The organism is Pseudomonas sp. B21-041 (assembly GCF_024748675.1).
GTDB lineage: Bacteria > Pseudomonadota > Gammaproteobacteria > Pseudomonadales > Pseudomonadaceae > Aquipseudomonas > Aquipseudomonas neuropathica.
Window position 1 is genome coordinate 5,559,968 of sequence record NZ_CP087175.1, and the last position, 13,960, is coordinate 5,573,927.

A 13,960-nucleotide genomic window follows, 5' to 3' on the forward strand; every position below is an offset into this window, starting at 1 on the left:
CTCGCGAAAGCGGTGTGTCAGGCACCCTGTTTATCGACTGACACTACGCCTTCGCGAGCAGGCTCGCTCTCACAATGGCCAGGCTTTATGACCGTTGGATCAATGCACCTCTTCCAGATCATCATGCAGCAATCCGAAGATCTGTCGTTTCATGTCGATGAACGAGCGCTCCATGACCATGTCCAGTGAACGCGGGCGTTCGATCGGCACGTCGAGAATCTGCTTGATCCGCCCCGGTTTCGCGCCCATCACATAGACCCGGTCGCCGAGCAGAATCGCTTCGTCGATGTCATGGGTGACGAACAACACGGTTTTCTTGCTGTTACCCCAGACCCGCAGCAACAACTGTTGCATCTGCAGCCGTGTCTGGCTGTCGAGGGCGCCGAACGGTTCGTCCATCAGCAGAATCTGTGGATCATTGGCCAGTGCCCGGGCAATTGCCACGCGCTGCATCATCCCGCCCGACAGCTGTTTGGCGTAATTGTCGGCGAACCCGGCGAGACCGACTTCGTTGACGTAATAATCGACGATCTCCTTGCGCCGCGCCGCCGGCATGCCACGACGCTTGAGGCCGAACTCGACGTTCTGGCGTACCGTCAGCCACGGAAATAACGTGTAACTCTGAAAGACCATGCCACGATCCGCGCCAGGGCCCTGCACTTGCTGGCCGCCGACATAAATCTCGCCGGAGGTCGGCTCAGCCAGCCCCGCAGTCAGATACAACAGACTCGACTTACCGCAACCCGACGGCCCGACCAGCACGGCAAACTGCTGATCCGGCACCTCGAACGACACCTCCTCCAGCGCTGTAAACGTTCCGCCGTCAGGTTTCTTGTAGCGCAGGCTGACCTTGTCCACCTGCAAGCGTGGCGCCGCTTGCGCCGGGGTCGCGACAGGTTCGATGAAACGATGATTGGCAGCAGTCACTGAGCCCATGCGGCAACCCTCAGGCGAAGAAAGCGGAACAGTTGATCGGTGACCAGACCGAGCAGGCCGATGATCGCGATGGCGAGGAAGATCACGTCAACCTGAAAACCGCGCATGGCCTTCAGGCTCAGGTAACCCAAACCGCTGGAAGCGGCGACCAGTTCAGCCACCACCAGATACGTCCAGGCCCAGCCCATGGTCACCCGCAACGTGTCGAGCACGCCGGGCACCGAGGCCGGCGCGATCACATGCAATACCGCGTCGCGGCGGTTGGAGCCCAAGGTGTAAGAAGCGTTGATCAAATCCTTGGAAATGCCTTTCGACACGTCAGCGATCATAACCAGTTGCTGAAAGAACACGCCGAAAATAATCACCGACACGCGCTGCTCCAGACCGATGCCGATCCACAGGATGAACAGCGGCACAAACGAGGTCACTGGCAGATAACGAATGAAATTCACCAGCGGCTCAAGAAACGCCTGAACGATGCGGAAGCTCCCCATCAGCAACCCCAGTGGCACCGCCACCAGCGACGAAACAATGAAGCCGACCATCACCACTTCGACACTGGCCCACACATGGGTGCCGAGGGTGCCGTCGCGTCCCAGGCGTACGGCGGCTTCAACCACCGCGCCCGGTGTCGGCAGGAACATCCCCGGGACGATGCCGCCGTAAGACAACCCGGCCCAAAGACCGACCAACAACACCCAGGCCAGAGCGCTGGCGCTCCACACCACTGGCACCGGCAAAGCGGTTTTCGGTGTGAGGCTGCGGCTCAGCCACGAATTGCGCTTGAACATGACAGACCTCCTAGAGCGGGCTGACAAAACGGTTGTCGACCAGCTCGTCGTTGCTGACGTTGTACGGTTTGCCCTGCAATTCGCTGGCGGTTTCGTTGGCCAGTTTGATCAGCGCTGCGCTGTCGCCGGGCTCGCCCGGCGAGCCGAGAAGCTTCTCGCTCATCGCTTGATCGTAGAAACGCACACCTTGTGCGGCGGCGGCCAGTTCCTTCGGATCAGACAGGTAACCGCCGACGCCTTTGGCCATGATTTTGTACGCGTCTTCCGGGTGATCCTTGGTGTACTGCACGGCTTTGTACAAGCCGGCGACCAACGCCTTGACGTCTTCCGGCTGTTTTTCGATAACCGTGCAATTGAGCGCGACCACATCGACGATCACCCCGGGGGTGCTGCTGCTGTCGATCAATACTTTGCCCTGCTGCTTGTCGCGGACCATCGACAAGTGCGGTTCCCAAGTCACGGCAGCGGGTACGCGACCGGCGATGAAGGCGGTGGCGGCATCGTCAGCGGTCATGTTCTGCACGGTGATGTCGGTCATCTTCATGCCGTTCTTTTTCAGCAGGTACGAGAGCCAGAACTGTGAAGTCGAGCCTTCGTTGACCGCCACGGATTTGCCCTTGAGTTCTTGTAGGCTCTTCACATCCTTGCCGACCAGCACACCGTCGCCGCCATGACTGTCGTCCAGCGCCGCGACGGCTTTGAAGCAGAATTGCGGACGGTACTTGAGCACTTCATCGATGGTCGAGGCCGAGCCGGACAGTTGCCCGGAGGCCTGCGCGGCCATGTACATCGAGGCCTCTTCGACCACCGGCAACTCGACGGTCAGGCCATTTTCCTTGAAGTAGCCCAGGTCCTGAGCCAGATAGAGGGTGCCGTAGCCGACCCACGTGGTGTGGCCGATGGACAAGGTGCCGGCCTGGGCGCTGGTCGCGACCGTGGCGGCAAGGGCGGTGATTGCCAGAGGATGAGTAAGACGTGAACACAAGGACTTGATCATGGAGCACTCCCGACGCTGTTGATTTAGTTTTGTCATGGGCAGTACGGTCGCCGGCCGTTGTGCAGTTGCTGCCGTTGGTCTCTCGCGGACGCTTGGGCGGACAACATTCGGCTGGCGGGCAAGATCGATGGTGGCCCATGTGCGCGGTGAGGAAAATCAGGAAATTGTTGGCTGCAAATGATGAAAAAACTGGCTAGTGCGCACTGCTAAAGGGCGGGGATTGCGGGGGTGCGCGAGGTGGGTGCAAATTGGGGATTTTCGGCTACGGGGAGAATGCTATCGCTGGCAAGCCAGCTCCCACAGGGATCGCGAGTGTGCCTGGATTGTGTGAACAACGCTGAAACCTGTGGGAGCTGGCTTGCCAGCGATGGCGCCGCGTCAGTCGACATTTTCGCTGCTGACCCACCGCTTTCGCGAGCAGGCTCGCTCCCACAGGGGATCTGCCGTGCGACTTAGATCCAGTGTGGGAGCTGGCCTGCCAGCGATAAGGGCGACCCGGTTTCAGCGCAATTGAAACCAGGTAGTTTTCAGTTGGGTGTATTTGTCGAATGAATGCAATGACAGATCCCGGCCAAAACCCGATTGCTTGCCGCCGCCGAAAGGCACCGTCACATCCAGCGCATCGACCGTGTTGACCGACACCGTACCCGCGCGCAACTGTCGCGCCACTCGATGGGCGCGGTTAAGGTCATCGGTCCACAGCGACGCCGCCAACCCGTAGACACTGTCGTTTGCCAACCGCACCGCTTCCTCTTCACTGTCGAATGGCACGACCGTCAGCACGGGCCCAAATACCTCTTCACGAAACAACGGCATGTCAGCTGTCACACCGGTAAAAATCGTCGGCTCAATAAAATTATCCGACCCGTTGAAATGCCGCTGCTGCCCACCACACACTCGCGTCGCCCCCGACTGCTCGGCACTGCGAATAAAGCGCATGATGCTCGCCGTCTGTTTGCTGTCGACAATCGCCCCGGCGCTGCTCTGCGGATCCAGCGGATCCCCCGGTAACCAACGCTCGGCCTGTGCTTTCAGGCGTTCGACAAACGCATCATGAATCGAGCGCTCCACCAGCAAGCGCGAGTTGGCCGAGCAGACTTCGCCCTGATTGAAGAAGATCCCGAACGCGGCTTTCTCCGCCGCCAGATCGAGATCCTGACAGTCAGCGAACACCAGATTGGCACTCTTGCCGCCGCACTCCAGCCAGACCTGTTTGAGGTTCGATTGTGCGGAGTACTGCATGAAATATTTGCCGACCTGCGTCGAGCCAGTGAACACCAGACAATCGACATCCGCGTGCAGACCCAAGGCCTTGCCAGTCTGCTCACCAAGCCCCGGCAACACGTTCAGCACACCCGGCGGCAGCCCTGCTTCCAGCGCCAGTTCGGCCAGACGCAGTGCCGAAAACGGCGACTGCTCGGCCGGTTTGAGGATCACCGAATTACCCGCCGCCAACGCCGGCGCGAGCTTCCACGCGGCCATGTCCAAGGGGAAATTCCATGGCACCACAGCAGCGACTACACCGAGTGCTTCACGGGTAATGGTCGCGAGCACATTCGGCGCACTGGGCGCGACCTGATCGTAGAGTTTGTCGATGGCTTCGGCGTACCAACGGAACACCCCGGCGGCGCCCGGCACGTCAATGTTGTAGGCATCCATCACCGGTTTGCCCATGTTCAGCGAGTCGAGCAACGCCAGTTCTTCGCGATGACTCATCAGTAAATCAGCCAGACGCAGCAGCACCTGTTTGCGCTCGGCCGGAGCACGTTGCGACCACGTACCGGCCTCAAAAACCTGTCGTGAATTGCGCACCGCCGCGTCGACATCAGCCTCGCCGCACGCAGCGACGTTGGCCAGACATTGCCCGGTCGCCGGGTTTATCGCAGCGAAAGTCTGCCCCGATTGCGCCGCGCAATGCTTGCCGTCGATCACGGCCTGATCGGGAAACTTCAATGCAACGGCGCGGCGCTGCCACTCTGCAAGCTCGAACACGACGGATGCTCCTGAGACGTTATTGTGCCTCGATGGTCGCTCAGGCCCGCACAGGCTAAAAATAGTAAAAATGTCTTCGCAGGCAATAAAAACACTGGGCAACGACTTTCCCCAAACCCCGCGCAGGTGGCTATGGTTGAGGGACAACAACATCGTCGCGCAACGGACGTGGCGGCGCACAAATTGCTTGCAAGTCGAGTCCGCTCGTCCTGAGGTTTGCCGTGGCCGCCTACAATTTGCGTCAGCTGAAATACTTCATCACCACCGTCGAATGCGGCAGCGTTGCCGAGGCTTCGCGCAAGCTGTACATCGCGCAGCCGGCGATTTCCACCGCGATCAAAGGCCTGGAAGACAGCTTCGGCGTGCAACTGCTGATCCGTCACCACGCCCAAGGTGTGTCACTGACCCCAAGCGGTGCGCGGTTCTTTCGCAAGGCTCAAGAACTGTTGCGCATGGCCAAGGAGTTCGAACAGAACGCCCTCGCCGACAACGACGTGGTCGCCGGGCAGATCGATATCGGTTGTTTCGAAACGGTCGCGCCGTTGTATTTGCCGCAGTTGATTTCCGGGTTCTCGGGGCTGTATCCGGGCGTGAAAATCCGCATTCGCGACGGTGAACAACAAGAGCTGGTGCAAGGCCTGACGTCAGGCGCGTTCGATCTGGTGATTCTTTATGAACATGAGCTCGACGCGACCATCCAGACCGAACCGCTTATGCCGGCGCAACGACCTTATGCGTTGTTGCCGGTGGATCATCGCTTTGCCCAGTACAAGCAAGTGTCGCTGCGCGATCTATGTCTGGACCCGATGATCTTGCTTGATGTGCAGCCGAGCCGGACCTACTTCGTCAGCCTGTTCGAAGAGCTTGGATTAACACCGCGTATCGAGTTCAGCTCGCCATCGATTGAAATGGTGCGCGGAATGGTTGGCCAAGGTTTCGGCTTTTCGATTCTGGTAACCAGACCGCATTCGGAATGCACCTACGATGGCAAGAAAGTCGTGTGCGTGGACATCGTCGAAGACGTCACCGGTTCCGGTTTGGTGGCGGCGTGGCTCAAGCGCGGGCAGTTGACCAAACCGGCGCAGCTGTTCGCCGATTATTGCCGCGAGCAACTGACCGCGAAGACCGCTCACATGCCTGGTGGAATATAACCGGGGACATACCTGACATTGGTGCACTTGCCATGCAGGATCCGTCCATCTTCGATCAGGAACTGCGCGATCTTCTTCTGTTGGTTGATTTTCGCCTGCAATTTGCAATCGGAACTGTGCCCGACTTGTTGATAGTGCTCGGTGTACACCATGCCATTGCCGGTATGGGTCATCGAAGTCCCGGCCGCTTCGGTGGTGGTCCAGCTCGCGGACTTGTACCAGGTCAGCACGGCCAAGGGTTCGCCGTTCGGACCGATCTCCTTTTTCATCGAGTCGGGTTTGCCGAACAAGTCCAGCGCTTCCTGCGCATCACGCCCTTCCCAGCGGCTCTGCGCAATGGTGGAACAGCCAGTCAAGAGCAACGCGGCCAACACGATGGCCAGCAATAAACGGATGTAAGTCATGGGCTGTCCCGGCTTATTTTTTAAGTTCGAGCAGACTGTCGATGTTGTCCATCATCTGGCTCTTTTCCTGAATCGGTGCAAGTTTGAAGAACATCTGCTGGAGCATCTGGATCATTTGCATGTATTCCATCTTGCCCACGGCGGCCATGTCGTTTTTAGCCCGACTACCCGGCGCGCAGGCAAACTTCAGCGCTTGCTGGACCCAGAATTCTTTCGGGGTCTGCCATTGGTTGGCAACTTTCAGATGACGCAGGGTGTATGCGAGACGCTCGATGGACTGGCCATTGATAAAACGTACCTTGCCCGTAGAGCACTGGGTTTCGAGGTTGTACACGTCGATCATTGGTTTGCCAGGTTCTTCATACACCAGCGTGACCGCCACCATGGTCGCGCCTTTGGTTTTTTCCGAGGGCACCACCGACGTCGCATCCGCCACGTACATGATGTTTTTATGGGCAACGCCGTTGCCGTAGATAATCCACCAGTCGCCAACCGGGTTGGATTCTTCGGCATTTGCCGAATTGCAGGCAACGACAAGCGCAGCCGACAAGAAGATCAACTTCTTGAACTTGAGAAAAGATGACATGGGCAGTTCCGTTCCTTGGGCACAGGTTGCCAGGCAGCAACTTGTTATTGTTCGGGCCGCCACTTTAGGAGGCGGCCCGAACAGGGGCAATTAGGGCGGATGGGCTAATGGCGCGTTGCCACTGCTGCTCAGGTGCCCCGAGGCTTCGCCCGCGCCGTGGCTTCGGCGACCAGGGGATCGTCCGGCCAGTAATGCTTCGGATAGCGACCCTTCAAATCCTTTTTCACCTCGGCATAGGTGCTGCGCCAGAAGTTGGCCAGATCCTGCGTCACTTGCACCGGCCGCCGCGCCGGCGACAGCAAGTGCAGCTTGACCACCTGGCGCCCGCCGGCAATGCGCGGCGTATCCACCAGCCCGAACAACTCCTGCAAACGCACCGCGAGAATCGGTGGAAACTCGCTGTAGTCCAGACGAATCGACGACCCCGACGGCACACTCAGATGATGTGGCGCCAGCTCATCAAGCTTCTGCGGTAGCGGCCACGGCAGCAAGTTACGCACAATGCTCGACAGATCCAGATTGGCAAAATGGCTGAGCCGCGAGACCTTGCCCAGATACGGCATCAGCCAGTCTTCAAGGGTATCGAGCAACGTCGCATCACTGACATCCGGCCACTGACTGTCGTCCTGATTGTGCAATTCCAACTGCCGCAACAACGCCACACGTGCCTGCCACTGGCGCAGTTCCGGCGTCCACGGCAGCAGTTCCAGACCTTTGCGTCGCACCAGATTGACCAGCGCCTGACTGCGCGCATTTTCATCAAGACCGGTCAACGGCTCACGGCTGAGAATCAGCTCGCCGACCTTGCGCTGGCGCTCGGCGCGCAATACGCCTTCGCGTTCGTCCCAGTCGAGTTGATCAACGTTGCGCACCTGTTCGGCGAGCACCGAATCGAACAGCGCCGGATCGAAATCCGCCGCCAGATAAATCCGCTCCTCGCGCTGGCCCTGACGGCTGCCGAGGTCGGCAATGACGATCCACGGCTCTTTCATCAGGCTATCGGCTTCGGCGAACAGCGCCGCGCGACCGTTGGCCAGACGATATTCGGCGCCACCGGCACGCCGCTGTTGCGCGACGCGATCCGGGTAGGCCAGCGCCAGCAAGGCACCGAGCCAGCGCGGATGATCGGGATCGCTGACCGGCTCGCTCGCCTTGCCGCGCAGATAACCGCGATATTGCCGCACCAGTTGCCGGGCGCGCTGCACACCACCGTGCGCACCGCGAGCGGCGCGTTCTTCGCCGGATAGCAGAACCAAGCGACTGTGCAAATCTGCCCCGGCACCGCGCAAGATATCGCGCTCGCCCAGCAGCGCGGCGACATCGCAGGCCATGTTCGCCAGCCCCAGCGCCTGACCGCGCAGGAGCAAATGCCCGATGCGCGGATGCGCCGGCAACTCAGCCATGGCCTGACCGTGAGAAGTCAGCGCCTCACCTTCCAGCGCGCCGAGCCGCTGCAACAACTCCTGCGCCTGGGCATAAGCGGCCGCCGGCGGAACATCCAGCCAGACCAGTTCGCCCGGCGTCACACCCCAGCGCCCCAGTTGCAACGCAAGACTGGCGAGATCCGCCGAAAGAATTTCCGCACTGCCATACGCGGCCATTTGCTCGTGTTGATCCTGCGACCACAAGCGATAACAAACGCCCGGTTCCAGACGCCCCGCCCGGCCGGCGCGCTGCGTAGCACTGGCCTTGGAAATGCGCTGGGTATCGAGGCGGGTCATGCCGCTGCCGGGATCGAAACGCGGCACCCGCGCCAGCCCGGCATCAATCACCACGCGCACGCCGTCGATGGTCAAACTGGTCTCGGCAATGTTGGTCGCCAGCACCACTTTGCGCTGGCCGGTCGGCGCCGGGTCGATGGCGGCACGCTGGGCGTTGAGGTCCAGTTCGCCGTGCAATGGGCACAGCAAAACATCGCTGCGCTCACCGATCGCGTCGGCCAGTTGTTGATGGACGCGACGGATTTCCGCCTGTCCCGGCAGGAATACCAACAGGCTGCCGGTTTCATCGTGCAGTGCTTCGAGCACGGTTTGCGTAACGCGTTGATCGATGTACTCGCCGGGCTGATACGGCCGGCCCCAGCGCATCGTCACCGGGTACATGCGGCCTTCGCTACGCAGTATCGGCGCGTCATCCAGCAACCCGGCCAGACGCTCGCCTTCCAGCGTGGCCGACATCAGCAAAATCTTCAGCGGCTGTTCAGCCCGGAACAGCTCGCGACCGTTCAGACTTAAGGCCAGCGCCAGATCGGCGTCGAGGCTGCGTTCGTGAAACTCGTCAAAGATCAGCAGGCCCACGCCTTCCAGCGCCGGATCATCCTGCAAACGGCGGGTGAGAATGCCTTCGGTGACCACTTCGATACGCGTATTGGGGCCGAATTTGCTGTCGAGACGGATGCGATATCCGACGGTTTCCCCGACCTTCTCGCCCAACTCGCTGGCCAAACGCTCCGCTGCTGCACGCGCAGCGAGACGCCGTGGTTCAAGCATCAGAATGGTTTGCCCGGCCAGCCACGCTTCATTGAGCAGGGCCAAGGGCACGCGGGTGGTTTTACCGGCGCCCGGCGGTGCTTCGAGCACGGCTTCGTGGCGTGTCGCGAGGGCTTCACGCAGGGCGGGTAAAACGTCATCGATTGGCAAAGAAATCATGCTGGCTCCAAAACAGAGGCGCGAGTATAACGGCGAACTGCTAGGCGTTCGTCAGGGTCTTAACTTCACACGACTACGCTTCGTTCTTAGATGAATCAGGAGATTTCCCCATGCGCTTACCTTTTCGCCTGATCGGCGGTGTACTGGTCGCTACCCTGCTCACGCAAATTACCGCGTGCGGTTCGATTTTCTACCCGGACCGGCGCGGGCAGATCGACGGCAAGATCGACCCGGCGATTGCCGTGCTCGACGCCGTGGGCCTGCTGTTCTACGTCATTCCCGGGCTGATCGCGTTTGCCGTCGACTTCGCCACCGGTGCGATCTATTTCGAACCGGGCCACACTGCGCAGATCGATCCGGCCAAACTCAAGCAAGCCATCGGCCCGGACGGCCAGGTCGATAATCACAAGTTGCAGGCTATTCTCGAAAGCGAGTTGGGCCGAGATTTCCCACTGGATGATCCGCGCCTGATTCAACACAAGGGCAGCACTCAACAACTGGCGATGTTCGGCCTGCAACCCGCCGCTTAAAAAGGACGTTCAATGACATCCAGCCCCGAACACGCCCGCCTGCTCAGGCTGGCAACCCGCGCCTCGGTAGCGGTGGCGTGCACGCTGATCATCGCCAAAGCCATCGCCTGGTGGCTCAGCGGCTCGGTGAGCATGCTCGCCGGCCTTACCGACTCGGCGCTGGATGGCATCGCTTCGCTGCTCAATCTGCTGGCCGTGCATTACGCGCTGCGCCCGGCCGATAACGATCATCGTTATGGTCACGGCAAGGCGGAGTCGCTGGCGGGGATGGCGCAGGCGCTGTTCATTGGCGGCAGCGCGGTATTGATCGCGTTTCAAGCCTATGAACGCATCCACCATCCGGAACCGCTTGGCGCACCGTGGATCAGCATTGGCGTGATCATTTTCTCATTGCTACTGACGGTGGCCTTGCTGGTGCTGCAGCATCGAGTGATCAAGCAGACCGGTTCCAACGCCGTGCGTGCCGACTCACTGCATTACCGATCCGACCTGTTACTCAACGGCAGTATTCTGGTGGCGCTGGTGTTGGCCGGGTTCGGCTGGCATCAACTGGATGCCTGGTTCGGACTCGGCATTGCCGCCTATATCCTGTGGAGTGCGATCCAGATCGCCCGGGAAAGTTTTTCGGTGCTAATGGATGAAGAACTGCCAACCCACGTCAGTCAGCACATGCTCGAATTGGCCTGCAGCGTGCCGGGGGTGTTGGGCGCGCATGACTTGCGCACGCGGATCTCCGGCAACCACTGGTTTGTGCAGTTGCACCTGGAATTGCCGGGGGAATTGACCCTGTCAGTGGCCCACGGCATCAGCGACCAAGCCGCCGATGCCATTCACAAGGCCTACCCGCGAGCCGAAGTGCTGGTGCACGCCGACCCGCAGGAAGTGGTCAAGTCAGAACGGGCGCAAACCCGGCTTCAGTAACTGACCTGATAACCGCGACTGCTCAGGCAATTACCCTGCGCCTGACGGTACGCCTGCACCACTTCGGGTGCCGGTTGATACGTCGCGGTGCGCGGGTCGAAACCGCTTTGCTGCACGGCGTACTGATAGCACTGGTATCCGTCCTGCTGCACCTGCTCCGGCGACTGGCCGTTGGCCGGATAGGCTTCGACGTCATAGCCTTGGGATTGCGGCTGCGGTTGTGGCTGAACCGGCGGCTCGACGACTATATAATCCTGGGTCGCCTCCTGATACGCGTAGTAGGCACCGGCGGCGAGGAACAATAGCGAACCACCGATCCACACTTCACGGGCGTAATCGGGCAAATACTGAATGCGAATCCCGCGTGGCGGCTGCACGACGATGTAGCGCGGGCCTTGTGGGCGATACCAGTAGCCTGCGGAGTAGAAGTAATCCTGACCGCGATACGGCACGCGGTAGTCACGATCCGGGAAACGGTCGATCACATGCCCCGGTCGATATTGCGGACCAGGCCCCCAGCCATTGCCATGACCATCCGGACGGCCCGGCCAGCGATTGTCATTGGGCCGGTTACCGGTCTGCCATTGCTGATTGTGATAACCGTTTTGCGGGCGCTCGTCGCGGTAGTAACCCTGACGCGGTTCCTGGGTCTGGCGCACGGTATCGGGCCGTGGCTGGATCGGCAGGCTATTGGCCGGCAGTTGTGGCGGTGGTGGCGGCTGGCGCACCGGGTTGGGGTTATACGCCGGACGATTCTGGTCGTGGTTTTGCCACGGACCATTGTTGTTGCCGTTGTGCTCGAACTGGCGGCTGTTGTCGCCACGAATGATCTCGTTGTTCTGCGGGCGCGGCTGATTCTGCTGTGGCTGATTATTCTGCGGACGCGGCTGATTGTTGCCGCCATGGCCCTGATTATTGCCCTGATGGTCCTGGCCATGGCCACCGCCCTCCGGCCCGCGATTCTGCGGTTCATCGGCAAGCGCTTGCGCACTGACACTCACACACAGCAAACCAACACCGGCCAGACGCCAGATGCGCGAATTCATGCTTTTTCTCACTGCGGGGCCTGTAAATGTAAGAGGGCTTGTCACTAAGACCGGGAATACACACACCGGGTTCTGCAACAGGTTATCAGTCACGCAACTTATTTATTGAGCGTCCAGCATGAAATCGCAGGCAAGAAAAAAGGGAGACCCGTCGGCCTCCCTTTAGAGAACTTCGTCCTGGCTCGACGCTTTTGACGTCGGCTCACCTCACGCCGTCTTCTGGACAGTGTGCAGCTCGGGGGCCGGCACAACCCCGGTGGGGTGGCGGCCGCGGCAGGCCGGATAGGGCGGGCCGCGTGGACTGTGTTACCGAGCAGTGATTCTGGTGATAAGAATAGGCCTGAGACGGCGACAGAGGATTGCGAAGATTGCTGAAATAAACACCACTTGCGCAATTTTTAACCCTGGATAGATAATCTGCCGCAATAGTTACAACCAAGGACAGATTGATGAGCAAACTCGACCGTTACGACCTGAGTATTTTGGCGGAATTGCAGCGCGACGCCCGCATCTCCAACCAGGAGCTGGCCGAGCGCATCGGTCTGTCGCCCTCCCCTTGCTCGCGCCGGGTCAAGCAACTGGAAGACGACGGGTATATTTCGCGTCAGGTGGCATTGCTCGATCGCAAAATGCTTGGGTTGAGCCTGACGGCGTATGTGCTGATCGGCATGGACCGACACACGCCAGAGCGATTCGAGAACTTCGAAGCGGCGATTCGCACGTTGCCGCAGGTGTTGGAGTGCAGTCTGGTGACGGGGGTGGATGCAGATTACCAGTTGAAGGTGGTGGTGCCGGATATGGATCACTATCAGAAGCTATTGCTGGGACACCTAACCCGGATTGAAGGGGTGACCAGCGTTCGTTCAAGCTTCGTACTGAATCAGGTGCTCAACAGCACAGAACTGCCCTTGACCCACCTGCGCAACTGATCAAAAGCCCCTCACCCCAGCCCTCTCCCAAAGGGAGAGGGCTGGGGTGAGGGCAACAGTTCCGGATCAGACCCAGATCAATGTCACCCCACACACCTTGGCGTATACTCGCCGCGCCCTTTTAGCCGCGTGCGCGTCGGAGAAACCCAATGGATCCAGCCTTATTAGAAGAGTGGATGATGACCGGTCTGGTCAGCATCCTGATCATTTTCATGGGTTTCATCGTCTGGGATCTGGCGAAGAAGTCCAAAGCCGGGCGCTTTGGCTCGTTCATTCTGTTCTTCGTACTGGGCCTGGGCGTGGCCGCGTTCATCATCAAGAGTGTGGTGATCGGCCTGATCGAATCCGGCGCTCTATAAGCGCGGCGGCACTTCCTTCCACTGGCCCTGATCGAGTCCGTCGATCGTCCAGTCACCAATCTTCACCCGCACCAACCGCAATGTCGGCAGGCCTACCGCCGCCGTCATGCGCCGTACCTGACGGTTGCGCCCTTCGCGAATCACCAGTTCCAGCCATGACGTCGGTATGGTCGCGCGAAAACGCACCGGCGGATTGCGCGGCCACAACTCAGGCTCATCCAGCTGCCGCGCTTCGGCGGGCAAGGTCATGCCGTCATTCAGTTCAACGCCATCGCGCAAGCGCTGCAATTGCTCAGCCGTCGGCACGCCTTCGACCTGCACCCAATAGGTCTTCGCCAGTTTGTGTTTCGGATCGGCGATACGCGCCTGCAACTGCCCGTCGTTGGTCAGCAGCAACAAGCCTTCGCTGTCGCGATCCAGGCGTCCGGCCGGATAAATGCCGGGCACATCGATGAAATCCTTGAGCGTCGCCCGCCCTTCACCGTCGCTGAATTGCGTCAGCACATCGAACGGTTTGTTGAACAGGATCAGTTTCGGCTCGGCCGGGGGTGCCTTGGCAACACGGCGCGGCGCGGACGACTGAGGCTTCGCGCCGGGGCGGCGGGAAGGTGGACGCGGGGGACGAGACATAAGAGAGCAGACATTTAGCGATCAGGGCTGACAATGCTAG

At 60.0% G+C, this 13,960-nt stretch carries 14 protein-coding genes; 5 read left to right on the forward strand and 9 right to left on the reverse strand.

Features of this window, described 5'->3' with window-relative positions; all coding sequences use genetic code 11:
* Positions 1 to 99: 99 nt before the first annotated feature.
* The 4 genes from LOY43_RS24755 to LOY43_RS24770 all read right to left on the reverse strand — a co-directional run bounded on the left by LOY43_RS24755 (position 100) and on the right by LOY43_RS24770 (position 4,716).
* The gene (locus tag LOY43_RS24755; RefSeq protein WP_034153794.1) at positions 100 to 936 is read right to left on the reverse strand and encodes an ABC transporter ATP-binding protein; all 837 of its coding nucleotides are present in this window, start codon (positions 934 to 936) and stop codon (positions 100 to 102) included.
* Complete coding sequence (locus tag LOY43_RS24760) at positions 924 to 1,727, reverse strand: ABC transporter permease (RefSeq protein WP_064392296.1); 804 nt, start codon at positions 1,725 to 1,727, stop codon at positions 924 to 926. Before LOY43_RS24760 ends, LOY43_RS24755 begins: the two co-directional genes overlap by 13 nt.
* A 10-nt stretch (positions 1,728 to 1,737) precedes the next feature.
* Positions 1,738 to 2,724 (reverse strand): ABC transporter substrate-binding protein, encoded by a 987-nt coding sequence (locus LOY43_RS24765; protein WP_258708855.1) that lies wholly within the window; start codon positions 2,722 to 2,724, stop codon positions 1,738 to 1,740.
* Between the two features lie 501 nt (positions 2,725 to 3,225).
* Complete coding sequence (locus LOY43_RS24770) at positions 3,226 to 4,716, reverse strand: aldehyde dehydrogenase (RefSeq protein ID WP_258708856.1); 1,491 nt, start codon at positions 4,714 to 4,716, stop codon at positions 3,226 to 3,228.
* Positions 4,717 to 4,937: 221 nt separating this feature from the next.
* On the opposite strand from LOY43_RS24770, the gene LOY43_RS24775 reads away from it, so the two are divergent.
* Positions 4,938 to 5,867 carry a LysR family transcriptional regulator gene (locus tag LOY43_RS24775; RefSeq protein ID WP_258708857.1) on the forward strand — a complete coding sequence of 310 codons (930 nt, stop codon included), beginning with the start codon at positions 4,938 to 4,940 and terminating at the stop codon, positions 5,865 to 5,867.
* Here the strand turns inward: LOY43_RS24775 and LOY43_RS24780 are convergent.
* The 3 genes from LOY43_RS24780 to hrpB all read right to left on the reverse strand — a co-directional run bounded on the left by LOY43_RS24780 (position 5,846) and on the right by hrpB (position 9,505).
* Positions 5,846 to 6,271, reverse strand: coding sequence for a hypothetical protein (locus LOY43_RS24780; RefSeq protein ID WP_258708858.1), 426 nt, complete (start codon positions 6,269 to 6,271; stop codon positions 5,846 to 5,848). The two genes, LOY43_RS24775 and LOY43_RS24780, sit on opposite strands and share 22 nt — an antisense overlap.
* Positions 6,272 to 6,284: 13 nt before the next feature.
* Positions 6,285 to 6,857, reverse strand: a complete 573-nt coding sequence (locus tag LOY43_RS24785; protein ID WP_093434649.1) for a hypothetical protein — start codon at positions 6,855 to 6,857, stop codon at positions 6,285 to 6,287.
* Positions 6,858 to 6,985: 128 nt separating this feature from the next.
* Positions 6,986 to 9,505 carry an ATP-dependent helicase HrpB gene (hrpB, locus tag LOY43_RS24790; RefSeq protein ID WP_258708859.1) on the reverse strand — a complete coding sequence of 840 codons (2,520 nt, stop codon included), beginning with the start codon at positions 9,503 to 9,505 and terminating at the stop codon, positions 6,986 to 6,988.
* A 110-nt stretch (positions 9,506 to 9,615) separates the two neighbouring features.
* On the opposite strand from hrpB, the gene LOY43_RS24795 reads away from it, so the two are divergent.
* Both LOY43_RS24795 and LOY43_RS24800 read left to right on the forward strand, forming a co-directional pair.
* Positions 9,616 to 10,035 (forward strand): hypothetical protein, encoded by a 420-nt coding sequence (locus tag LOY43_RS24795; protein ID WP_007909665.1) that lies wholly within the window; start codon positions 9,616 to 9,618, stop codon positions 10,033 to 10,035.
* A 12-nt stretch (positions 10,036 to 10,047) separates the two neighbouring features.
* Entirely contained in the window at positions 10,048 to 10,956 is a 909-nt protein-coding gene (locus tag LOY43_RS24800; protein ID WP_258708860.1) for a cation diffusion facilitator family transporter, read from the forward strand.
* Here LOY43_RS24800 and LOY43_RS24805 read toward each other — a convergent pair.
* Positions 10,950 to 12,002 carry a DUF6515 family protein gene (locus LOY43_RS24805; RefSeq protein WP_220557042.1) on the reverse strand — a complete coding sequence of 351 codons (1,053 nt, stop codon included), beginning with the start codon at positions 12,000 to 12,002 and terminating at the stop codon, positions 10,950 to 10,952. The genes LOY43_RS24800 and LOY43_RS24805 overlap by 7 nt on opposite strands.
* 449 nt (positions 12,003 to 12,451) lie before the next feature.
* Here LOY43_RS24805 and LOY43_RS24810 point away from each other — a divergent pair, with 449 nt between their 5' ends.
* Together LOY43_RS24810 and LOY43_RS24815 are read left to right on the forward strand one after the other, a co-directional pair.
* On the forward strand, positions 12,452 to 12,931 hold the full coding sequence (locus LOY43_RS24810; protein ID WP_008081091.1) for an Lrp/AsnC family transcriptional regulator: 480 nt from the start codon (positions 12,452 to 12,454) through the stop codon (positions 12,929 to 12,931).
* Between the two features lie 149 nt (positions 12,932 to 13,080).
* Positions 13,081 to 13,290 (forward strand): DUF2788 domain-containing protein, encoded by a 210-nt coding sequence (locus tag LOY43_RS24815; RefSeq protein ID WP_007909655.1) that lies wholly within the window; start codon positions 13,081 to 13,083, stop codon positions 13,288 to 13,290.
* Here the strand turns inward: LOY43_RS24815 and LOY43_RS24820 are convergent.
* Complete coding sequence (locus tag LOY43_RS24820) at positions 13,285 to 13,920, reverse strand: pseudouridine synthase (protein ID WP_258708861.1); 636 nt, start codon at positions 13,918 to 13,920, stop codon at positions 13,285 to 13,287. The genes LOY43_RS24815 and LOY43_RS24820 overlap by 6 nt on opposite strands.
* Positions 13,921 to 13,960: the final 40 nt, after the last annotated feature.

Excerpts from the sequence above, each read along its gene's own strand:
- LOY43_RS24755 (WP_034153794.1), bottom strand. The coding sequence starts at position 936 with ATGGGCTCAGTGACTGCTGCCAATCATCGTTTCATCGAACCTGTCGCG.
- LOY43_RS24760 (WP_064392296.1), bottom strand. The coding sequence starts at position 1,727 with ATGTTCAAGCGCAATTCGTGGCTGAGCCGCAGCCTCACACCGAAAACC.
- LOY43_RS24765 (WP_258708855.1), bottom strand. The coding sequence starts at position 2,724 with ATGATCAAGTCCTTGTGTTCACGTCTTACTCATCCTCTGGCAATCACC.
- LOY43_RS24780 (WP_258708858.1), bottom strand. The coding sequence starts at position 6,271 with ATGACTTACATCCGTTTATTGCTGGCCATCGTGTTGGCCGCGTTGCTC.
- LOY43_RS24785 (WP_093434649.1), bottom strand. The coding sequence starts at position 6,857 with ATGTCATCTTTTCTCAAGTTCAAGAAGTTGATCTTCTTGTCGGCTGCG.
- hrpB (WP_258708859.1), bottom strand. The coding sequence starts at position 9,505 with ATGATTTCTTTGCCAATCGATGACGTTTTACCCGCCCTGCGTGAAGCC.
- LOY43_RS24795 (WP_007909665.1), top strand. The coding sequence starts at position 9,616 with ATGCGCTTACCTTTTCGCCTGATCGGCGGTGTACTGGTCGCTACCCTG.
- LOY43_RS24800 (WP_258708860.1), top strand. The coding sequence starts at position 10,048 with ATGACATCCAGCCCCGAACACGCCCGCCTGCTCAGGCTGGCAACCCGC.
- LOY43_RS24805 (WP_220557042.1), bottom strand. The coding sequence starts at position 12,002 with ATGAATTCGCGCATCTGGCGTCTGGCCGGTGTTGGTTTGCTGTGTGTG.
- LOY43_RS24810 (WP_008081091.1), top strand. The coding sequence starts at position 12,452 with ATGAGCAAACTCGACCGTTACGACCTGAGTATTTTGGCGGAATTGCAG.
- LOY43_RS24815 (WP_007909655.1), top strand. The coding sequence starts at position 13,081 with ATGGATCCAGCCTTATTAGAAGAGTGGATGATGACCGGTCTGGTCAGC.
- LOY43_RS24820 (WP_258708861.1), bottom strand. The coding sequence starts at position 13,920 with ATGTCTCGTCCCCCGCGTCCACCTTCCCGCCGCCCCGGCGCGAAGCCT.